21 protein-coding genes are annotated in these 21,573 nt (G+C 55.8%); 15 read left to right on the top strand and 6 right to left on the bottom strand.

Going from position 1 to position 21,573, the window contains the following annotated elements:
• The first annotated feature begins 147 nt into the window (after positions 1-147).
• From B4B27_RS03375 to B4B27_RS03340, 8 genes are all read left to right on the top strand, one after another.
• Positions 148-570 (top strand): hypothetical protein, encoded by a 423-nt coding sequence (locus tag B4B27_RS03375; protein WP_290723639.1) that lies wholly within the window; start codon positions 148-150, stop codon positions 568-570.
• Positions 571-889: 319 nt separating this feature from the next.
• On the top strand, positions 890-2,743 hold the full coding sequence (locus tag B4B27_RS03370; RefSeq protein WP_290723636.1) for an alpha-amylase/4-alpha-glucanotransferase domain-containing protein: 1,854 nt from the start codon (positions 890-892) through the stop codon (positions 2,741-2,743).
• Between the two features lie 3 nt (positions 2,744-2,746).
• Positions 2,747-3,436, top strand: coding sequence for a hypothetical protein (locus B4B27_RS03365; protein ID WP_173366572.1), 690 nt, complete (start codon positions 2,747-2,749; stop codon positions 3,434-3,436).
• Positions 3,426-4,127: a lytic transglycosylase domain-containing protein gene (locus tag B4B27_RS03360; RefSeq protein ID WP_173366573.1), complete on the top strand. Its 702-nt coding sequence runs from the start codon at positions 3,426-3,428 to the stop codon at positions 4,125-4,127. The genes B4B27_RS03365 and B4B27_RS03360 overlap by 11 nt, the downstream gene beginning before the upstream one ends.
• 74 nt (positions 4,128-4,201) lie before the next feature.
• The gene (locus B4B27_RS03355) at positions 4,202-5,566 is read left to right on the top strand and encodes a TolC family protein (protein ID WP_290723631.1); all 1,365 of its coding nucleotides are present in this window, start codon (positions 4,202-4,204) and stop codon (positions 5,564-5,566) included.
• A 9-nt stretch (positions 5,567-5,575) separates the two neighbouring features.
• A complete protein-coding gene (locus tag B4B27_RS03350) occupies positions 5,576-6,154 on the top strand; it encodes an MlaC/ttg2D family ABC transporter substrate-binding protein (protein WP_173366575.1) in 579 nt (192 codons plus the stop codon).
• Positions 6,154-7,101 carry a hypothetical protein gene (locus B4B27_RS03345; protein WP_290723627.1) on the top strand — a complete coding sequence of 316 codons (948 nt, stop codon included), beginning with the start codon at positions 6,154-6,156 and terminating at the stop codon, positions 7,099-7,101. Before B4B27_RS03350 ends, B4B27_RS03345 begins: the two co-directional genes overlap by 1 nt.
• Entirely contained in the window at positions 7,101-7,805 is a 705-nt protein-coding gene (locus B4B27_RS03340; protein WP_290723625.1) for a pseudouridine synthase, read from the top strand. The genes B4B27_RS03345 and B4B27_RS03340 overlap by 1 nt, the downstream gene beginning before the upstream one ends.
• Positions 7,806-7,856: 51 nt before the next feature.
• Here the strand turns inward: B4B27_RS03340 and B4B27_RS03335 are convergent, their stop codons facing one another.
• Positions 7,857-8,204: an HU family DNA-binding protein gene (locus B4B27_RS03335; protein ID WP_173382507.1), complete on the bottom strand. Its 348-nt coding sequence runs from the start codon at positions 8,202-8,204 to the stop codon at positions 7,857-7,859.
• A gap of 135 nt (positions 8,205-8,339) precedes the next feature.
• On the opposite strand from B4B27_RS03335, the gene B4B27_RS03330 reads away from it, so the two are divergent.
• The 3 genes from B4B27_RS03330 to B4B27_RS03320 are packed head-to-tail and all read left to right on the top strand — an operon-like array spanning position 8,340 to position 12,836.
• Entirely contained in the window at positions 8,340-9,503 is a 1,164-nt protein-coding gene (locus tag B4B27_RS03330) for a tRNA dihydrouridine synthase (RefSeq protein WP_290723622.1), read from the top strand.
• A 33-nt stretch (positions 9,504-9,536) separates the two neighbouring features.
• On the top strand, positions 9,537-12,494 hold the full coding sequence (locus B4B27_RS03325; protein ID WP_290723620.1) for a glycoside hydrolase family 44 protein: 2,958 nt from the start codon (positions 9,537-9,539) through the stop codon (positions 12,492-12,494).
• 3 nt (positions 12,495-12,497) lie between these two features.
• On the top strand, positions 12,498-12,836 hold the full coding sequence (locus tag B4B27_RS03320) for a DUF1232 domain-containing protein (protein WP_290723618.1): 339 nt from the start codon (positions 12,498-12,500) through the stop codon (positions 12,834-12,836).
• Positions 12,837-12,922: 86 nt separating this feature from the next.
• Here B4B27_RS03320 and B4B27_RS03315 read toward each other — a convergent pair whose 3' ends face one another.
• The 3 genes from B4B27_RS03315 to B4B27_RS03305 are packed head-to-tail and all read right to left on the bottom strand — an operon-like array spanning position 12,923 to position 16,140.
• Positions 12,923-14,212 carry a citrate synthase gene (locus B4B27_RS03315; RefSeq protein ID WP_072812425.1) on the bottom strand — a complete coding sequence of 430 codons (1,290 nt, stop codon included), beginning with the start codon at positions 14,210-14,212 and terminating at the stop codon, positions 12,923-12,925.
• 33 nt (positions 14,213-14,245) lie between these two features.
• Positions 14,246-15,538, bottom strand: coding sequence for an aminotransferase class I/II-fold pyridoxal phosphate-dependent enzyme (locus B4B27_RS03310; protein WP_290723614.1), 1,293 nt, complete (start codon positions 15,536-15,538; stop codon positions 14,246-14,248).
• A gap of 50 nt (positions 15,539-15,588) precedes the next feature.
• Positions 15,589-16,140 (bottom strand): carbohydrate-binding family 9-like protein, encoded by a 552-nt coding sequence (locus B4B27_RS03305; protein ID WP_290723612.1) that lies wholly within the window; start codon positions 16,138-16,140, stop codon positions 15,589-15,591.
• 189 nt (positions 16,141-16,329) lie between these two features.
• Between B4B27_RS03305 and B4B27_RS03300 the strand changes: the two genes are divergently transcribed.
• Positions 16,330-16,653 (top strand): SpoVG family protein, encoded by a 324-nt coding sequence (locus B4B27_RS03300; RefSeq protein ID WP_290723610.1) that lies wholly within the window; start codon positions 16,330-16,332, stop codon positions 16,651-16,653.
• A gap of 10 nt (positions 16,654-16,663) precedes the next feature.
• The gene (locus tag B4B27_RS03295; protein WP_290723608.1) at positions 16,664-18,184 is read left to right on the top strand and encodes a YifB family Mg chelatase-like AAA ATPase; all 1,521 of its coding nucleotides are present in this window, start codon (positions 16,664-16,666) and stop codon (positions 18,182-18,184) included.
• Between the two features lie 2 nt (positions 18,185-18,186).
• Here the strand turns inward: B4B27_RS03295 and B4B27_RS03290 are convergent, their stop codons facing one another.
• Complete coding sequence (locus tag B4B27_RS03290; RefSeq protein ID WP_290723606.1) at positions 18,187-18,552, bottom strand: dihydroneopterin aldolase; 366 nt, start codon at positions 18,550-18,552, stop codon at positions 18,187-18,189.
• The gene (locus B4B27_RS03285) at positions 18,546-19,610 is read right to left on the bottom strand and encodes a hypothetical protein (RefSeq protein WP_290723604.1); all 1,065 of its coding nucleotides are present in this window, start codon (positions 19,608-19,610) and stop codon (positions 18,546-18,548) included. Before B4B27_RS03285 ends, B4B27_RS03290 begins: the two co-directional genes overlap by 7 nt.
• Positions 19,611-19,805: 195 nt before the next feature.
• Between B4B27_RS03285 and pgk the strand changes: the two genes are divergently transcribed.
• Positions 19,806-21,062 (top strand): phosphoglycerate kinase, encoded by a 1,257-nt coding sequence (gene pgk / locus B4B27_RS03280; RefSeq protein ID WP_073055898.1) that lies wholly within the window; start codon positions 19,806-19,808, stop codon positions 21,060-21,062.
• A gap of 226 nt (positions 21,063-21,288) precedes the next feature.
• On the top strand, positions 21,289-21,555 hold the full coding sequence (locus B4B27_RS03275) for a hypothetical protein (RefSeq protein ID WP_173366907.1): 267 nt from the start codon (positions 21,289-21,291) through the stop codon (positions 21,553-21,555).
• The last annotated feature ends 18 nt before the right edge of the window (positions 21,556-21,573 follow it).

Raw genomic sequence — 21,573 nt, 5'->3', positions numbered from 1 at the left:
GCCGTCTACGCCCGCCCGCCACAACCCCGCGGGCTTTTTTTATGCCCGCATGTCGCCCGCATGCGCTACTAACCTTTCTAGACGAAGGGCAAAATTGGCTGACAGGCATTCTTGCGTACGTCGCTTGCATTATTTATTTTCTTCGTAATGACTAGCTTAAAACATATTCTTTTGCTTTTATTGTCTTTTTCTGCAATGTCCTTCGCCGTCCCCGTTTCTTATGGAATGGCGACTTCGGACACCGTTAAAGTGGTTGACTTGGGCGTCGAAAATCCTTATTCAGCTATAGTCGTCTCTCGTGGATGTCGTTCCGAGTATATCAAGCAGGATTCCTTGATAGACAAGAATCTCCCGCAAGATTCCCTCTTGTCCATGGTATACGGAAACGTCCCTAGCCCGGATAGTGCAGATATTTATCGCGGCTGGAGCGACAACTGTCAGAAATACGCATCAGAAAGATTTGAAAGTGGCTGGAAATCCATTGCCCTGGGGGTGGTCTCTGTTGCTGTAGGGGTGACCTTGACTTTCATTGTCGACTATGACCACCTGGGAACGGCTATAGCGGGGTGAACTTTTGGCATAGCAACGCTGCTAACTTTAGTTCCCGTTACTTTCTCGTTGGGTGCTTCAGATATTTCTGGCTCGTCAGCGCAAAAGGAGCAAGGCAAACGCTATAAGGAAAAGGCTGAACAGTACAAAGATCGGTACAAAATCAGCGTTGCGCCGGCGATAAACCTGCGCGAACCTGGTGGCGGCCTGCTTGTGCAACTCGGTTTTTAACCGCAGCAATCATGCCAGGCCCCTCAATAAACATCCCGAGTCCCTCAGTTGCTAGTATCCAATGACTAATGACCAATAACTGGCAACTAAAATTTCTATTCTTCACTACATGAAGCCGACAATTTCCTTTGTTCTCCAGCTATCGCCCGCCACAGCCTACAAGGATCTTGAAGCCGTTGCGCGTAATTTGCTCGACGGCCTTGACGTGTTGCTTACGTCTGGATTGGTGAAGTGTTCGGTCTACATGGATGGCCCGACGCTTCGCATGCTTCGCAAGGTGGCCAAACCGCTTGCATTTGGCAAGATAAAGAATGGTATCCGCGAAGGTCTTCTCGAATTCCTGGGCGGTGGCTTCTACGATCCGATGCTTCCGCTATTCCCAGAAGAAGTGCAACGATTGCAGTTGGAACAGCACTGCACGCTTCTCAGGAAGTTTTTCGACATGGAGCCGCAGGGATACTTCAATTCTTCGCTTGTCTGGGAAATGGATATGACGGCGGTGCTCGCGAAATCGGGTTTCGACTATGCACTGGTGAGCGAGGCTGCAATCCAGGATGCTCTCGGACGTTCGACTCCGACATCCGGTTGGTTCACTATTGAGGACAAGGGAGCGCTGATGCGCATCGTTCCTGTTTCCGGTGAGCTTTCGCGTGCCATCGAGAACGACGATCTCAACTGGCGTAAAATTGCGGAGCCTTACTGCCGAGAAGGAAAGTCGGCTGTCGTTCTTTTGGATTTGCCCCCGGAACCTAGCGAAATTGTCGCTTTCTTCGAGCGTCTTGTTGATTTTGTAGAAACAAACGACGTGCAGACGTGGCCTGTGGGCTATACGGTGAATCAGCTTGAACCTGAAGGTTCGCTCAGCTACCTCATGTCGGCGGGCCGCAAGCTCGGGCTTCCCGCCTCGGCGAAGACCTGTCGCGAGATGCTGATCCGCAGGCCCGAAGTCAACGTGCTGCAGAAGTTTTTCCTTTCGCTTTTCCGTCGGGGGCGTGATTCGCTTTCTGACGAAAAGTTCGAAGTCTTTTGCGACAGGCTTATTCCCGCGATGTCCCCGATTTTCTTCCGCGACTTGGCAAACGAGGAGGGGATGCGGTGCTTGAATGTCCGCAAATGGGGCTTCCGTTATCTTCTTACGGCTTCTTCGGCTCTAGACTCGATGATGTCTTTTTCGGGGCTCCGCGTGGAAGTATGCGATTTCTTGCTGCGCGGCGAAAAGCAGATTTGGATGGAAAATTCGAACATGTCTTCGCTGCTTGACTATCGCGCCGGTGGCGTCCTGCGCCTGCTGTGCCACAAGTCGTCGGCAGTGAACCTGCTGAATGCGTGGCGCGATGACGGCGAACCCTCCCTGGGCTTCCTTGACTGTCTCTTGCCGAACGTGGACATGACTCCGGTTCAGATTGGACTTGCGCTTTCCCTCCGCGAATACCTGCTCAAGGACCCCTACGACTACACGATTAGCCGCAGCGAGTTGGGTGCTGAAGTGCAGCTTCTCGAGGAACAGGGCTTTACGGTTGGCGGCAAGAAGGGCGTATTCCGTGTCGAGAAGGACTATGTGCTTGCTCCTGGTGCATCGAGTATTTCCGTAAAGTACACGCTGTCAAATTCCACGTACATGGATTCAAAGTGCTTTTTCGGTACCATTTTCGAACTCGGTTTGCTTGGAAAATCCGGCGGAAGGATCGTCATCGATGGCTTTGACTTGAAGTGGGATGGCGAGAATCCGTTGGTCTATCCGGAAGCGAAGGAAATGAAGATTCAGGATTTCGCTCAGGGTTGCGTCGTGACGATGAAGTTCGATTCGCCCGCGTCTGTTTTTGTCGGCCCTGTATTCGGGGCCTCGTCGTCTGCGGCCCCCGAGGTATATCAGGGATTGCGGATTTATCCGTTCTGGCGGACGGCGCTTACCGTTATGGACGAAAAGAAGTTCGGCATTTCCGTGTCGGTATCGGGGAGGTAGACGGTGCGCTCTGACTTGATTGACATACAGGTCGAAGATTATGGAGAAGACGTGGAAATTACGCTGTCCGGTTCGTTGGGCGCTTTTCAGCTTCCGGCAGTCCGCGAGAAGATTGACATGCTTGCGGATGGCCCCGGTTGCTTTTTCTTCCTGAACCTTTCGCATGCGCATTTCAAGGTGAACGATTATCTTGACCTGTTCCTTGAACTTTTGAATAAGCTCCAGGCTCAGAACTCCAAGCTGGTCCTGATCTTCGACAGCGAAGAACTGGATGATTACTTTGCGAAGTATCGCAACATCTTCGAGATATTCCCGAGCAGGAGTGCCTACAAGGATTCGGGCATGTCGAAGCAGCTGCAGCAGATTGGAATCCATTATGCGGTCAAGACGGGAATCAAGTTGAGCCCGAGTGTCGCCATTGCGGGTGCTCTTTTAATTGTGGGCTGGGCGATTACGCTGTTCTTGATCGTAGCGGCGCAGGGTCGTGAGATTGCCGATAAGCAGGCGCAGATTATAGCGCTTCAGGCGCAGAAAGAACGCTATGTCCGCGAAATTGACAGGCTGGAATCTTCTATAGGTCCGCTCCGCAAGCTTGGCGTGGTGCAGGATACGACTATGCTCAGTTCCTTTGGCATTATCCAGGACTGGGTGACGTATCTGGAATACCTGGAGAACTCGCGCCGTGAAAAATAGTGTCCGGGTTTCTGGCCCGATGGTGCTTGTCCTGTTTGCCGTCGCGTTCGTGACGATTCTCGTGTTTACGAATTTTTGGCTCGTCCGGCGAAACCAGATGACAGAACTTGTCACCGAGGAAATGGAACTCCGTGGGGATTTGGAACAGCTTGAAACATGGGGTCGCTGGACCATCGAGTATGTAAAAATCGACAAGGCGCTCGCATACCTTTCGAAGGGACGCATTTCCCCGGAAACCCGCGCGGAACTCACGGAACTCATCTGGAAAAATGCGCATTCGTATTCGACGGATCCTCTGCTCATTCTGGCGGTCGTTGCACAAGAAAGCCACGGCAACCCGAACGCCCGCGGACGCATGCAGTCGGGGGCTTTTTCGGGGGCGCTTGGACTTATGCAGATCAAGCTGGAAACGGCACAGAAGATGGGGCGTCGTTTTGGTCTCAATATCGAGACGACCGAAGACCTGATGAAACCCGAAGTGAACGTGATTGTGGGAACCGCCTATCTCATTCGCCTTATCGCGAAGTACGGAAACTGGAAAGATGCGCTTGTTGCCTACAATATCGGGCATTCGGCAGTTGACAGGATGCAGGAACAGAACCGTCCGCTTCCCACGGGCTATTACGAGAACGTGATGGCGAAATACTGGAATCTTTCGCGCATCGATTTTCTTGCAGATGGCGGCAAGTAGAATCTCCTGACCAACGGAGGTAATTTGGCGACCGCTGACGGGCTTTCCTGTCATGTTTTTGCTAGATTTATATTATGTTCCGCATCGTGGCAGTCCTTTTGGTGGCGACCTTTGCCTTTTCGGGAGAGGTCCGCTATGACTGTATGCGCTTTGTGGAAAAGGGGCTTGCCAATGATCCCCAGCTTGCCGAAACCAGATTCGGTGTGCAGGCCAAGAAGGAAAAGCTTTCCTCGCTCACTTCCGAGGTAATCCTCCCGACATTCAATATCGCGATGATGGTGGGACCCGCACCAGGCTTGAAGGAAGCCGTGGACAACTGGGGCGATACTATCGATGTCTATGACTTTTCGAAGATGGGCCCGTTCTGGGGTGTTGAGGGCAAGTTTATTCAACCGCTGAACTTTGGACAGTATCGCTCTGGGAAAAAGGCTCTGGAGGCGGATGTCCAGCAAAAGCAGTACTCCATTGAAAGCCAGGTCAACAAGAAGGACGTCGAACTTCAGTCGTATTACTACAACTACCTCCTTGCAAAGGAAATGCAGCGGATTGCGGCCGATGCTCAGAAGCAGGTGGACAAGGCCTACGAACAGCTCGAGGAGGCGCTGGATGACGATGACCCGAACGTTTCGCAGATGGACCTTCTGAAATTGAAAGCGCAGCTCCATTCGGTGAAGGAGGGCGTTACGGATGCGGATCTGGGAATGAAACGCGTGCAGCTCGCGATAAGGTTCTCGCTGGGGCTTCCCGAAGGAGACGTCTTTGTTGCCGAAGATACATGCCTTGCGCCGCGTCCGGAACCGCTTCCGACGCTGGATGATGTGCAGAAATACACGGTGCTGTTCCATCCGGAACTCAAGCAGCTTGCCGCAGGGCTTTCGGCGCGAAGGCTGCAGATGGACTTGGCCGAGGCAAAGCTTGCTCCGGAGTTCTTTATCATGGGCAAGTTCGAATACGTGAAGAGCTGGGCGGGCAACCGCAAGGTCATGGTGAAGAACGCCTTTGCCGAAGATGCCGTCAACAAGCTTTCGGGGCTTATTGGGGTCGGTTTGCGCTACCGCCTGAACTTCTGGAAAGACTGGTCCAATTTCCGCGAGGCGCGCACGGAATACCGCGGATTGCAGATGAAGGAGCACTATGCGGCCGACGGCCTTGTCGCGAAGGCTGTGGAGCAGTATTACCAGGTGGTTGCAGCGAAGGACAAGCTTGATGCCATCAAGGAGAGCCTGCGGGCGTCGGAAGCAATCCTGAAAGGGGCCGCCATGCAGTATGATTTGGACAAGTCCAAGACGGGTGACCTTGTCTCTGCCTACACGCAGAATGTATCTTTGCAGAAGGATTATTACTTCGCCGTGTGCAAGTATAATATCGAGTTTGCGTCCCTGATATCCAAGATGGGGATGTCGCTTGCGGATTTCCATAAAGAATTCATGGAAAAATAGGAGATGTGTATGATTAGGAAGATGTTTGTGTTGCTCTCGCTCGCATCGGTTCTTGCTTTCGCTGCCGATGATCCCGTGGCTGCAATCAAGAAGAAGGACGCCGAACTCCAGACGCTCCTTAAAAAGTCAAGCAGGAACGCGAAGGAAATGGAACGCGTGAAGTCGTTGCTGAACGACTCGTTCGACTTTGCGCTCCTTGCTAAGAAGTCGCTTGCGAAGGGCGACTGGGATAAGCAGGATGCCGCCTCGCAGGAAAAGTTTGTCGCGGAGTTCCAGCGCATGGTACGCAACTCCAGCGCAAAGCGTCTTGAACTCTACCGTGCCGATTCCACCGTCTATGAACCTGCGAAGATGAAGGGAACGGACGAGGCCCGCGTGACGGCCCACCTCTGGAACAAGGGCAAGGAATCCGTGCTTGAGTACAAGATGAGCCTCGTGAACGGCAACTGGAAGGCTTGGGACCTGGTCATCGACGACCTTTCCACCGCCCGCAACTACAAGGAACAGTTCGGCCAGATCTTGAAGACCAAGAGCTTTGCCGAACTCATCGACATCATTAGCAAGAAGGCTGACGAAGCCGAAAAGTAATGGGCGGATTCTTCTTCTGGCTGCTGGTTGTCGTCTGCGTCATCGCGCTGGTTGTCCTGTTTTTCCCTCTTAGGTTCAGGGTTGACTTCGATGCGAACGAACGTGGCGGACGTGCCGAGTTTTTCTTTCTGGGAAAGCGGCTGTGGAGCGGCGAGAAGAAGCGAAAGCACAAGGATGCCGAAGAGACTTTCGATGACGACGCTTCGGATGATTCCGACGCCGCCGTGCCGGAGTATGTAGAGACGGCCCCTGTGCCGGTCGTCGAGAAGAAACCGACTCCGGTAGAATCGAAACCTGCCGAAGAAAAAACTTCTGGACCCGAGCCGTCAGAGGCAAAGCCCCTCAAGATAGAACCGGCTGAACCAGCCGTGCCAGGGCCTGTAGAAGCGGAGCCTAAACAACAAACCGAGGAAAAAATCAAGGCGAATCCAGCAGAACCTGAGGCCAGGGAATCCGGGAAGCCCGATGAAGAGCCTGCCGCGGAGAAAGAGGAAAAGCGCAAGCTTACGGACAAGGAGTTCTGGACGATTCTGCTTACGCCGGATCTGGACGGTCGTGCCTTCCGTTACCTCAAAAATATTATTGCGGAAAGCCTCCGACTACTCGACATCAAGTTCGTGGACTGCTATGTCGAAGGAATTCGCGGGGACTATACTTCGATGGGTTATGGAGCCGCCGCAAATGCGGTTGCGAAGGGTTTTCCTTACCTGGAAGCCTGGGATTTTCGGATGGACTGGGAACGTAACCGTGAACTGCGTGCGGCGGGGAAAATTTGCACTTCGACCAACTTCTGCCGCATTTTCTTTTGGCTGTTCCTTGTGGCCGTCTACGGCGGAATTCTCTTTGTTTCGTTCTGGCGCCGTCGCGCCCGTGTGCTTAAGACGGGGGAACTGCCGGAACTCGGATATATCCGCAACAAGATAGTCGCTTTTATGGTGGAGGATTGATGCCCGCTTTGACCTTGGACCGCCTGCTTGCTAGCATCGGCTTCGGAAGCCGCAAGGAGGCCCGTGCGCTTGTGCGTATGGGACTTGTCGAACTGGATGGCGAGGTGCTCGACGACCCGTTTATGGAGTTTGCCTCACGTCCCGAGAGTATCATGGTGAATGGCGAGGATGTCCCGACCGTAGAAAAGTTGTACGTGATGCTCCACAAGCCCGTGGATGTGGAATGCAGCCACAATCCGCGCGACCACCAGTCAGTATATTCTCTGTTGCCGGATAGGTTCTCTGCCATGGGAATCCAGACGGTGGGAAGGCTTGATGCGGATTCGGAAGGCCTTTTGCTCCTGAGCAACCAGGGCGACTTCATCCACCGCGTCGAGAGCCCCAAGAAGGGCTGTCTCAAGCGTTACCGCGTGGCGCTTGCTCGTGAATTTACGGATGCGCAGGAGAAGGAGCTCCTTGCGGGCGTGATGCTCAAGGACGAACGTAGACCCGTGCTTGCCCGTGAAATCGTTCGCGAGGAGGGCTCCGTGGTGATAGCCATTGGCGAGGGACTCTACCACCAGGTCCGCCGCATGTTCGCAGCCGTAGGGAACCACGTGGAGACGCTGGAACGCATCTCAATCGGCCCCCTGCAGCTGGATGCGACGCTCGGCAAGGGTGGGTGGCGCTTTTTAAGTGACGCCGAGATAGCCTCATTAATGTAAAAGTAAAGCCGGCGCTTGTGCGTCGGCTTTGCGTATAGTCTTGAGCGAGAATTAAATTTCGATCTTGGCCTCGGCTTCTTCGGGTTCGGTTGCCGATTCTCCAAGGATGCCTTCGAGCGAGTTAATCTTGTCCTTGATGTCGTTACTGAACTTGAACGTGGGGACCATGCGTTCTTCGATCTGGACGGTCTCGCCGGTGCGCGGGTTCCTTGCGGGGCGGGCCTTGCGCGGCTTGCACGCAAACGTGCCGAATCCGCGGATTTCGATGGTGTTGCCCTCGATAAGTTTCTCGCCGACAAGGTCAAGGAACTGTTCGATGACGGTCTTGATGTCGTTGCGCACAAATCCAGTGGACTTGGCGATTTCTTGAATTAGCGATTGTTTTGTAACGTTTGGCACGGTTCAGTGTGGGGTTAATAGATTTTTTACGTCATAAATATAAGTTTAACAAAGAGTTAGCGTATACCTTGGCTGAAAATTAAATAATTTTTTCGGGCTCTCGTTGCGGACAATGTGTGGATAATTGTTGCTAAAATGTTGAAAGATGTTGAAAATTTGGAAAAGGTCGAAAAGCCGTCGCGGACAACTTTCCGGTTGCGGAATCTGGAAGTGTTCCCGAACACGATACTCTCACCGATGGACGGGGTGACGGACGCGCCCTTCCGCAGGCTGTGCCGCGTGCTTTCGGGTGACCGCATGGGGCTCCTGGTGTCGGAGTTCGTGCCCACGGACGGCGATGCGGTGTTCAACCTGGAAGGCCACAAGCAGCTCAGGTTTTTCCCGGAGGAGAGGCCCTTCGGGGTGCAGATTTTCGGGCGTTTCCCCGACAAGATGGCGGATGCCGCACGGAAGATTGCGGTGGCGCTCAAGCCCGACTACATCGAGGTGAATGCGGGGTGTCCGGCGCCGAAGGTGGCGGGCAAGGGCAGCGGCTCGGGCCTGTTGCGTGACCTGCCCCGCCTGCAGGAGATATTGCACGACGTGCGTGCCGCGCTGGACGGCTGCGGGGTGGATATGCCCCTCACGCTCAAGTGCCGTATCGGCTGGGACTCTGAGAGCATCAACGTGCTGGAGACGCTCCGGATAGCCGAGGGCGAGGGCGTTGAAATGCTTACGGTGCACGGCCGCACCCGCCTGCAGGGCTATAACGGCCTCGCCGATTGGGACTGGATAGGGAAGGTCGCCGCTGCCGCAAGGATTCCTGTAATCGGGAACGGCGACGTGAACAGCGTGGAAGTCGCCCGCGAGCGAATTGAAAATTATGGCGTGTCCGGCGTGGCCATCGGGCGCGGCGCCATGCACAACCCGTGGATTTTCGGGCAGATTGCCGACGCCTGGGAAGGCAAGCCGAAGCGCGTGATAACCGCGGGCGAGGCGCTCGACGTGTTCAAGCTTTACTACGGTTTCAAGATTGAGGACGGCAGCACCGACAAGGGGGCCGAAGGCAGGCTCAAGCAGCTTGCGGCAAGGCTCTGCAAGGGTTTTTGCTTAGACGATGCAACTTCGGGTTCGGATGTCGCGATGCAGGTACGTCAGGCGCTCCTTTCGAGTAGTTGTTCTGCCGAACTCCTGGACCGTGCCGATTCGCTCAAGGAAGGCTTGGCGAAGGACTTGGTGTTTGACCCTGGCCGCCTCGTGAACCTGAACGGCGCCAAGGAAACTGAACTCAAGTTCGGCGACCAGTTCAAGGGCCGTTAGCCGCCTATATTATATTTACAAGGTGAGGTTTCTATGAATATTTCCCCTTTGTTCGCGGGTGCGCTTTCTGTACTCGCTGGTGTTGGAACTGCCCTTGCCGCCCAGAACGCGGTGATTGTCGATGACCTGCATCCGGGCGTCGTTATCGACAAGCAGAACATGATGGCGGCGGACCTTGCGATTTGGAACCCGCCCAGCCGCTACTACGACATGACGAACGCGCTCGTGGATGGCGGCTACACGCTGTTCCGCTTCCCGAACGGGAGCCTTTCGAACGATTATCACTGGAACGGAATCGGCAGCTACGATAGCACCGGGCTCTGGACCGCGGATACTACGAAGTGGGCGCGCGGATTCTTGGGCGAGACGATTTACCGCGGCACCACGAAGGACAACTACGGCTTTGTTCGCAGGAGCCACCTTGCCGACGGCAAGAAGGAAACGATGTGGTGGGGCGAAATCCTCGACCCGGTGGACCCGCCCTGGATAGTGGTGGAATTTCCGGAGAAGATGAATCTCGATTCGTTGCAGATTGACTGGGGTGAACTGCGCCCGAAGGCGTTCGAGTTTGCGTACTGGACTACGGATTATGCCGAATATCCGGGCGTGCACCAGGCGCTTGAAAACAAGCTGAAGACGGAATCCGTGGTGCGCGTAAATTCTGAGACGACCAAGTACAAGTTCGCGCAGATCAGGACACGCTATGTGGCCATCCGCTTCAAGACTCCCGACCTGCCGAGCAAGGGCGTGCAGATTCGCGAGATGAAACTGTTCAGCGGCGAGAGCGACTTGCTCGAGGGCAACAACTACAAGTTCTACGCGATGTCTACGCGCAATGGCGACAAGGCCCGCACGGACTGGACCGACATCAAGTGGGATTTCGAAGCGTTTATGGAATACATCAAGACGCTCCCGAACGCGCAGGCCGTGATTTGCGTGAACGCGGGCACGGGAACTTCGAAGGAAGCTGCCGCCTGGGTGCGATATGCGAACAAAGTAAAAGGCTATAACATCAAGCAGTGGCAAATCGGTAACGAACTTGACGGTGAATGGGAAGAATCCGGCCCGATTTCGGCAAGGCATTATGCGGCACGTTACCTGGAATACGCCCGCGCGATGAAGGCCGTGGATTCTACGATTATCTTGCATGGTCCGCTGTTCAGCACGCACAAGATGCAGCAGAAGGGCGCAGGCCTGCTCGATGGCAAGTACTGGATGGAAGAATTCCTGCGCATTGTGGGCGAGGCCGAAAAGAAGGATGGCAAGCGCTACCTCGACGTGGTGGACCTGCATAATTACCCGTACTGGACGCCCAACGAGCCGAAGCCTGCCGAGATGCTCAAGGCGATGCTTGACGTGGGCCCGAACATGGATACGCTCGACGTGTGGATGAAGCGCCACCTCGAAGGTGAACGCCGCGTGTTCCTCTCGGAATTCAGCACGTGCGTGCAGGGATTCAGCCTGCTCATGGATTACCCGCAGGCGACCGCGGTGGCGAGCATCTTTGCCCAGCACGCGATGCGTTTCGGTAACCGCCTGCAGGTGCTCCCGTGGGATGCGTTCGGCAACCTGTTCAAGGGCCCGGACGATACCTGGGGTACCATCAGCATGACGGCGCTGTTGAAGGAAGGTTCCTGGAACTACTGGAAGTCGCTGGAACCGACCGCGGAATATTACGGGCTGTACATGACGTACAAGCAGTTCCTGGAAGACGGCTTTGCCGTGCTGCCCGTTTCGAGCACGAGCCCCGATGTGGAGGCGTATGCGATTGGCAAGGGCGATTCCGTGCGTGTGATGCTTGTGAACTTGTCCGAAGTCCCGCAGGTGGTGCAGATTGACCGCGCAAGCGTTGATGCTACCGGGAGTACCGAGGTGGGCAAGGGCGACCTGGTGCGTACCGAGGTGGATATCTTTGGCGTGGAACAGTTCAAGTGGGTCGGAACCCGGCAGGATGCCTTCCCGTACCCGAAAATGGGCCCGAGCGGGCGCCGCATAAACCCGAGCAAGTCGAAGGACATCACGATTCCCGCATTCGGGCTTGCCGTGGTGCGCATCAACCCGAAGGTTGTCGGGCTTGACGAGGCCACGAAGGCGGATGCCGCAATCCCGCAAATCATTTCCGCATCCCTCGAGAAGAAGGTGCTCCTTGCGGGCGATACGATAGACCTGTTCGTGACGGCGGTGCAGGAAAACGGCCAGCTTACGAACGGCTCCGTGAGCGTGGGCGACTGGGGCAAGCGCGGCATGATCGAGGTAGCCGCCGTTCCCGATGACGGCAAGTGGAATGCGTCCATCGAGAGCTTCCACGTGAAAATCCCGATTCCGCCCGAAATGTATTCCGCCCCGCGGGAACTCCGCGTTGTTGTACGAGGGCTCGGGGGCAAGGTGACTGCCCTCAACATCCCGTTCCGCGTGCGTGGCGCCTACCGCACGACGATGGCCATGCAGAACTTTGACAACGGGCTCGATGCGGTTGACTGGTACCCGGTCGCGAACGGCGACAACGCGACAACTATTGGCGCGAAGGTGTTCAACGGCGCTCCCCCGCATGGAGGCTTTATCCGCCATGACTTCCAGATTGAACAGCCGCCTGCACAGGGCTGGCCGAACTTCGCAGGCGCCTACTACGTGATTCCCGAAGAGGTCCACAACTCCGTGGGCATCGTGTTCGATTACGCGACGAACCACAACAATCCCGACGGCTACTTTGAAGTGCAGATTGCGAGCAGCCAGGTGGAAGACTACGACGAGTTCATGGTCCGCCTCAAGAACACCCGCGGTTCTTGGGTGCGCGACACGCTCATCTGGGAAAACATGAAACAAGAAGGCTGGGGCAAGACTATCCCGCAGCTCGACCCGAAAAAGATCAAGAACTTCGCCTTCCGCGCACGCCATAGCGGTATGGGCTACATCAGCCTTGACAACATCTACCTGCTCGGCGAAGACGGCGAGGAAATCCCGATGCCGCGCGGGCTGAGGAGACTGAGGTAAGGTATGGATAAAGAACCCGAAGTTTTCGATGTGAAGGATATGAACGGCGCTTCGCCCCTGCAAAAGGGGCTCGCTGTGTTTTTCGTCATTATGTCGCTTTTGTACACGGCATCGCCCATCGACTTGGTGCCCGATGCCATTCCCGTAGTGGGCTGGCTCGATGATGTCGGTTTCCTCGTGACCGCGACAATGAATGCCGTGCAGCAGTTCACGAAAGACCAGAATTCCGCCATGGTGAAAATCCTGAAATACGCCAAGTGGTTCATGGTCATCGCCGTCGTGATCGCTGCGCTGTTGCTCGGCGGCTTGATTGCCGCGATTGTGGCGCTGATTGTGAAGTAAGAAATCTTATACAAAAAGCGAGCGACAATAGTTGTCGTCCGCTCGTTTTGCTTTAAAGTGGTCTGCAGGGCTGGCGAACCTATTGTTTATCGCTTGTCCCTGTCGATCCAGGGCCGTTCCGTGTAGCCGGTGTAAATCTGGCGCGGACGGTTAATCTTGGAATTCGGGTCGTCGTGCATTTCCTTCCAGTGGGCGATCCAGCCGGGGAGTCGCCCGATAGCGAACATCACGGTGAGCATGTTCGTCGGGATGCCCATGGCGCGGTAGAGGATACCCGAGTAGAAGTCCACGTTCGGGTAGAGCTTGCGCGCGATGAAGTAGTCGTCCTTCAGGGCGGCTTCTTCGAGCTTGATGGCGATATCCAGGAGCGGGTCGTGCACGTGTTCGCGCTCGAATACCTGGTACATGAGTTTCTTGAGCACCTTGGCGCGTGGGTCGTAGCTCTTGTACACGCGGTGGCCGAATCCGGAAAGGCGGAACGGGTCCTTCTTGTCCTTGGCCTTGTCCATCACCTGCTCGATGGTCATGCCGCTCTGCTGGATGCGGAGCAGTGTCTCGAGCACGGCCTGGTTTGCACCGCCGTGGAGCGGGCCCCACAGGGCGCAGATGCCAGCACAGATACTCGCGTAGAGGTTCGCCTGCGAACTGCCCACCATGCGCACGGTCGAGGTGGAGCAGTTCTGCTCGTGGTCGGCATGCACAATCAGGAGCGTGTTGAGCGCGCGTTCCATGATCGGGTCCGGGTGGTAGGGGCGGGCCTTGCTGCTGAACATCATGTTGAGGAAGTTGCTGCAGTAGCTGCGTTCCGCTTCGGGGTACACGAACGGTTCGCCGATGCTTGCCTTGTAGGCGAAGGCGGCGATGGTGCGGATCTTGGAAATAAGGCCCGCGGTAGTGAGCTCGAAGGCGCTCGCGATGTTTTCGTCGTCGTAGAAGCGCGGGGTAAAGAGGCCCACGGCGTTCACGATGGAACTGAGGATGCCCATCGGGTGCGCGCTCGGCGGCATTTCGCGGAAGAAGTGCAGCAGGTTCTCGTGCAAAAGCGCATTCTCGGTAAGGAGTGTGCGGAAGTGCCCGAGCTGTTCCTGCGTGGGGAGTTCTCCGTAAATCAGGAGCCATGCGGTCTCGGGGAAGGTGGCCTTCTCGGCAAGGTCCTCGATGGAGTAGCCTCGGTAGCGGAGGATGCCCTTTTCGCCGTCAACAAACGTAATGGCGCTCTTGGTGCTGCCCGTGTTCAGGTAGCCGTAATCCAGCGTGACAAGCCCGGAATCCTTGCGCAGCGTGCTGATGTCGAGGCCGTGTTCGCCCTCGGAACCTTCCACCACGCTTAGTTCGTAGCTCTTACCATTATAGTTCAGTGTAGCCTTTTCGGACATTTATCCTCCGGAGGGGCGGGTTTCAACCGCCAATTATTTCATCTTCAAAATGCAATTATAAATATTTTCGAACAGCTTGCCGAGCTTTTCGGTCGGGACGGCGCTGAAAGCGACGCGGATAAGGCCCGAAAGCATGATGGTTCCCGTGCTGTAGTCCTTGATGAGCTTCTGGCGGAGTTCCTCGGCATCGACGCCCTTCGGCTTGATGCACATAAAGTAACCGCTGTTGCACGGCATGGCCTCGAAGGCCTCCTTGTATTCCGGGTGGCTTGCGAGCACGTCCTTGATGATGTCGTAGCGCTTCTTGAGGGTCGCGTACTTCTCGGCCTTCTGCTCCACGTATTCAGGGCTCTGGTAGGCGGCGAGCAGAATCCTTTGGCTGATGCTCGGGGCGTTAGAGATGTTGCCGCGGACCGTACCGGCGGCCTTGTCTTCGAGGGCCTTGAGCTGTGCTTCGCTTGCGCCCTTGAAACCGAAGGTCATGAACCCGACGCGGAAGCCCCACACGTAGTCTTCCTTGGTGGGGCCGTCGAGCTTGACGGCGAGCAGGTTCTCGTTGGCTTCGAGCAGCTTCACGAACAGGGATTCCTTGGTCACGCCATCTTCGTAGACGAGTCCGAAGTAGGCATCGTCGAGCAGGGCCACGACCTTGTTGCCCGCGGCAGCGCAGTCGGTGAGGATCTTCGCGATTTCGACCGCTTCCTTCTCGGTGGCGGTGTAGCCGGTCGGGTTGTTCGGGAAGTTCAGGAGAACGACCTTCTTCTGGCTCTTGCTTTCGGCGAGGGCGGCCTTGAGGGCTTCGGTATCGAACCCGCCGTCCTTGAAGGTGTTGAACGTCTTGATTTTCGCGCCGCAGCTGTTCACGAACACGAGCTCGTAGTTGTCCCAGTAGAGGTCCGGGATGATGACTTCGTCACCCGGGTCGAGGAAGAGGTAGCCCGCGCAGCTGATGGCGTGGGTCAAAGCACAGGTCACGACCGGGTTGCTGAACTGCTTGCCCTCTAGGCTCGGGTTCTTGCGGACAATCTGTTCCTTCCAGGCCTTGCGGAGGTCGGGGTTGCCAAAACTCGGGGCGTACAGGAACGCCTGCTTGGGGAGGTTCAGGCTCTTGAGCACGCAGTCGAGCACGAGCGGGCTCCCGTCGTCTTCGAGGGCGGTGCCGATGGTCGCGTTGATTTCGGAGCCCTTGGCTTCGGCGCCCTGGCCCAGGATGCCCTTGCGCGGGAAGAAGATTGCCTTGCCCCTTTCGGAAAGCATGGAGAGAACGTTGCAGCCGTTTGCGGAGAGTTCCGCGTTTGCCTGTTCGGCGAGAGGATTGTAGCTCATGACCTTGGTCCTGTTAAAAATTCCGAGGCCAAAGATAGTAAAATGGAGGTCTAATTTAAATCCCTGAAAAACTCGGGACGGTGGAAATCCGGCCTCTCGGTGTCGATTGGGAAGGCGCTGAGGTAATGGGGGGTCTTTGCCTTGTCGGCGCACTTGTAGAGGTTGCCGCGAAGGCGCATCCCTTCGAACGATTCAATCCCGAACAGGGCCGCGGGGAGGGTGACGCTCATACCCCAGCTGATGAAGTCCCCGACGACGCTCGCGAGTTGCTTCGTGCGCTTGATGGTCCCGATTTCAGAATCGTCGAGCTTGGTCCTGTTTTCGCGTCCCTGTCCACGTGCGGCGAGGATGAATCCGCGGCTGGTCGTCTCGAAGTTGAAGTATTCGCTAGAGTTGCGTGGATTCTGCAGAAAAATCTCGACACAGGAGTCTTCCCAGCAGGGTCCGCCGTTCACCATGACGTCTGCCCTGAAGCAGTCGAGCGGTTCCTCGACGGTAAAGTCGACTCGGATGGCGTCGGGGGAGACGGTCAGTTCGGCAAGTACGGTGGGGAGGGCGATCCCCTGGTTCTTTTCCCAGTTCATGTTCGGTTGAAGCAGCATGCCTCCAAGATAATTAAATCACTGATTAATCACTTTAGTCACTGACTAAAAAAATGGGGAAATGCCGTTTTTTGCTCAAAAACGCTGTTTCTGGAATTGGCATGCTTTTTGCACTTATAGGGCGCCCGTGAAGGTCCGGAGCAAAGTGAGTTTTCCGGTGCGGGTTTCATACAAATTACAGGAGGCCTTATGGCAGAAGAAAAAAAAGAAAAAGTGGTGAACGTGTCGACGGCATTCGATTGTCTTGCCGTGACGCAGGTCCTTGTCTATCCGTTCCGCGATGGCGTGAGCCTCGGGCACATGAAGGCGATTGCGACCATTGTCCTCAACGACCAGATTGAAATTCGCGGGCTTCGCGTGATGGATGGCGTGAACGGTCTGTTCGTGTCTTACCCGATCGACCCGTTCTTCAAGGGTGAGGAATACAAGACTGTCTGCACGCCGATTTCGCGCCAGCTCCGCGAGCATATCGAAAATTGCGTGCTCGAAAAATTCCAGGCGGCAGTAGCTTAGTGGGTGTATCTTGTTCCGCAGAATTCGTTCGTATTGCCTGTTCGGGATAAAGGCTGTTCCCGTTAGTGTCGAAGTAGATTCTTCCCAAGGTTTACCGGGGTTCACCCTTGTCGGGCTTCCCGACAATGCCGTGCGCGAGTCGCGGGAGCGCGTCGTGTCGGCGGTGAGGTCTATCGGGAAGGTCGTGACCGGGTTCAGGACGACCGTGAACTTGTCACCGGCGGATCTGCGGAAGGAGGGGAGTGCACTCGACCTTCCACTGGCGATAGGGATGCTGGATTCGACTGGAGAGATCGAAATCCGGAACCTGGAACGCTTTGTCTTTGTGGGTGAACTTTCTTTAGATGGGTTGTTGAAGCCAGTGAGGGGAGTTCTGTCCATCGCGATGAGTTTGCCCAAGGACGGTTCTAGCGTCTTGGTCGTTCCGCATGCGAATGCGGAAGAGGCCGCGCTGGTGGAAGGTCTTCGCTATGTGAGCGTCTCGACGCTGAAGGAGTGTGTTGATTTTCTGGAGGGAAAATCGGGAAAAGTCCTGATTGCCGAGGGGTTGAAACGGGATGTCTCGGTACAGGGGTGCGTCCCCGATTTTGCCAATGTGGTTGGGATGGAGGGGGTGAAGCGCGCCTTGGAAGTTGCCGCGGCGGGCGCCCACAATTTTTTGCTGGTCGGTTCGCCGGGCGCGGGCAAGACGCTCTGCGCCCGGTGCTTGCCGGGAATACTGCCGGACATGACGGACGAGGAAGTTCTGGAGACGACCCGCATCCATTCCTGTGCGAGTCGCGCGGGGGATGCGTTTTCGTTTCGCCCGGTCCGGTCGCGGCCTTTCAGGACTCCGCACCATAGCGCGTCGATGGTGTCGCTCGTGGGCGGCGGTTCGAGGCTGTTGCCTGGGGAGGCTAGCCTTGCGCATAACGGGGTCCTTTTTTTGGACGAGCTCCCGGAGTTCAATCGCTGCGTGCTGGAAGCTCTGCGTGAGCCGATGGAAGACGGCTTCATCTCGGTGAGCCGGGCAAGCGGCACGGTCGTTTGGCCTGCTCGGTTCATGATGGGAGCCGCGATGAACCCCTGCCCCTGCGGATTCGCCATGGATCCGCGGCGCGCCTGCACGTGCCTGCCCGATGCCCGCAAGCGCTACCGCGAAAAGATATCGGGACCGCTGTTGGACCGTATCGATATCCAGGTGAGTGTGCCTCCCATGGATTCGCGATCGCTTGTGGATGGCGGCGGCCGCGAAAGTTCTGCCGACATCCGTCGCAGGGTCTGTACCGCGCGAGCTGTACAACGCCGCAGGTTCGAGGGATTGCCGTTCAAGTCGAATTCCGAAATGACATCGGAGTGCGCTCGCAAGTTCGCGAACATGTCGAGCGAGACCGAGCGTTTCGCTGTCGCTTCGTCGGACAAGATGAACCTGAGCGCGAGAGGATTCTTCAGGCTCCTGAAGGTGGCGCGCACGATTGCTGATTTGAGGCAGGCTCCCGATGTGGAGATTGCGGATCTCGCCGAGGCCCTGCGCTATAGGACTATGGGATAGCCTTATCGGCGGATGCGGATGGTCGATTCTGCCCCTGCACAGTCCGGGATAGCCTGCGGCTTGCAGATGGAAACTTCGGCCATCTGGGCCTTGGGGTAGTTTTCCAGGATATGCTTCGCCGTTTCGAGGACTAGCGTCTCTTCGAGCTGAAACTGGGAGTCCTGGATGAATTTCTTTAAATCGTCCGAAAGCCGGGCGTAGTCTATGGAATGGACCAGGTCGTCATTTTGGGCGGCCAGCGAAAAATCCAGCCATACGGATACGTTCAGGACAACAGGCTGTTCCCTTACCCTCTCGCTTGGGAGGGTGCCGAGGATACAGCAGAACTTAATGTCTTTTAGTGAAATTTTCCCGGTTTCGATTACCATACGAAGAGCACGATGGCTGCCGTCAGGGAGACTGCGGTGAAGCCAAACCAGAGGTTACGGGCGAATGCGTAGGAATCGCGGGTGTTCTTGTTGGTTTCTATGCGCTTTTCGAGTTCGTTAACCGTGTAGGGAATACCGAAATCGGCATACTGCTTCATCGCGATGACGCAAGCTTCCGGATTGTCGTTTGTCTGGCAGGCATTGTTGATGCCCTGGAAACCTTCGCCGTCGCCGTTCATAATCTTGTCATGAAGGCCGCTGAGGTCGTCGTAGGCGCTGCCGGCCTTGTTCGCTTCCATGTGCTGCAGCACGCCGATAACGGCGCCGGTGGCTGCCAATGCGGAAAGACCGATGGCAGTCCAGAAGCGGACTTCGTCGGCGATACCGAAACGGTCGGTGGCGTTTTCGGAAGCGTCACTGATGGCATAGTCGCGGGCGTCGGCCTTGGCGTTGGATTCGTCGAGATCGCCGGTGACATCGACATCCTCATCTTCGTCTTCTTCTTCGCAGTCCGGATCGTATTCGTCGCATTCCTCTTCTTCGCTGGAGGCCACGGCGGGCTTTGCGGAAGGAGGTTCTTCGGCGGGAGCGGAGCCGGTCAGTTGCACGGAGGCGCCGTCGATGAAGGCGAAAGCGGTGGAGTAGCCCGGGATAAAGACGGACTTGCCATCGAAGTAGACGGTCTCGACATCTTCTTCGGCAGGCATGCCGCGGCGGGCGTAGAACTTGGCCGTGACGAGCTTGGAGTAGTCAACGCCGTCGGCCTTCAGGGCGGCTATCGAGGAAAGGTTGCCTTTGCCTCCTTGGTAGAGCTGGTAGGCGGTGGGCTGCTCGCCAAACGGGTCTGTAAACTTCTGACGGACGACGAGACGGCCTTCCTGGAGGGAGCTGACCTCGTCTGCCGGAGCGGTCTTGAGCTGGCCGCCGAATTCGGCTGTAATATAGTTGTCGGGGCTTCCGGCATCGGTCGCTGTAAATTCTTCAATGTCATAGGGCCCGGCGAAAGCCGATGCAACGGAAAGGCAGAGTGCCACAAAAAACAGACGCTTCATCTTCATCTTAATCTCCGATTCAGACTCTTTTTGGAGAAATATATAAAAAAAAGGGAAGATGTTAAAAAAAATAAGTTTTTTTGAGGCTTTTAACCCCATTTTATGACGTAGAACAATCTTTCTTGCCATTTATATGGTATTTCGGCACGAAAAATTCTACTTTTTAGCCCGTAAATTTTAACCCTAAAAGAGGAATCCATAATGGCAAAGCTCTCTATCGAAGATCTCGAACTCGCCGGCAAGCGCGTGTTCATCCGTGTTGACTTCAACGTTCCGCAGGACAAGGTGACTGGCGAAATCACCAACACCAAGCGTATCGAAGCCGCTCTCCCGACCATCCAGTACGCTCTCGATCACGGTGCAGCCGTCGTGCTCGCTTCCCACCTGGGCCGTCCGAATGGCGAAAAGAACATGAAGTACACCCTCGCTCCGGTTGCCAAGAAGCTTGAAGAACTCATCAAGAAGCCGGTGAAGTTCCTCTCCGACTGCGTGGGTCCGGAAGTCGAAGCTGCCTGCGCCGCTATCAAGCCGGGTGAAATCATCCTCCTCGAAAACCTCCGCTTCCACATCGAAGAAGAAGGCAAGAGGAAGATCAAGAACGCCGATGGCACCGAAACTAAGGAAAAGGCCGACAAGGAAGCCGTGAAGGCATTCCGCGCAAGCCTCACCAAGCTCGCTGACGTCTACGTGAACGATGCTTTCGGTACTGCTCACCGCGACCACTCCTCTATGACTGGTGTTGAACTTCCGCAGCGCGCTGCCGGTTTCCTCATGAACAAGGAACTCAAGGCATTCGACCAGGTGCTCAACAATCCTCCGCGTCCGTTCCTCGCCATCCTCGGCGGTGCCAAGGTCGCTGACAAGATCCAGCTCATCAACAATCTCCTCGACAAGGCCGACAAGATCATCATCGGCGGTGGCATGGCTTTCACCTTCAAGAAGGTTCTCAACAACATCGAAATCGGTTCTTCTCTGTTTGACGAAGAAGGCGCCAAGCTCGTTCCGGATCTGATGGCCAAGGCTAAGGCTGCCGGCAAGGAAATCATCCTCCCGGTCGACTACATCGCTGCTGACAAGTTCGCTGCCGACGCTGCCACGAAGGCTGTTTCTGACGCCGAAGGCATTCCAGCTGGCTGGATGGGCCTCGATGTGGGCGCTGAATCCACCAAGCTCTTCGTGAACGCTATCAAGTCCGCCAAGACCATCGTCTGGAACGGCCCTGCAGGCGTGTTCGAATTCGAAGCTTTCGAAAAGGCTACCAAGGCTATGGCCGACGCTATCGTCGAAGCTACCGCTGCCGGCGCAATCACCGTGATCGGTGGTGGCGATACCGCTACGGCTGCCAAGAAGTACGGCGCAGACAAGAAGGTGACCCACACCTCTACGGGTGGTGGCGCTTCCCTCGAACTCCTGGAAGGGAAGGTTCTTCCGGGCGTCGCATTCCTCACGGATAAGTAATTTTCCCTTATAGGCTTCGCGATACTGCGTTGTCGGGACCCTCGCTGTATGTCTTATACAGCTTCGGTCCCTCCGCCTTGTCTCACTCGCCTCTAAGAAAAAATTGGATTTTGTGAATCTCGATGAAAGTCGAGATTCTTTTTTTTTGCTCTGCTCGCAACTGAAAAAATTCGTAAGGCGAGTGAAGCGCGAACGCTTGCGTTCGCATATATTTTATATTTGGCTCATGTTTTGCAACAGAATCCTCGGGACGACACATCATGGCACCTACAAGAAGGTTGTAGATGTTCCTCTCTTGCGAGAGGAACTCACGGCGCGGTCGGTGCGCTGCATTGCCCGCGATGGTGTTGAAATCGAAATGGAACTCTACGAAGACCTGCAGGAAGGCGATATCGTCGCGGAGACGGAGCAGAATGTCTATGCAATCAAGGTGTTTGTTCCGAAGAAGCGGGAAGAGGCCGAGGTCCCGCGCATGAACAAGAGCTATCTCTGATTTTAGTGGTGCGGACGG

This window comes from Fibrobacter sp. UBA2449 (genome assembly GCF_002342555.1).
Lineage (GTDB): Bacteria > Fibrobacterota > Fibrobacteria > Fibrobacterales > Fibrobacteraceae > Fibrobacter.
Note: the sequence above shows the minus strand (reverse complement) of the source record. Positions and strands in the feature narration are given on the sequence as shown.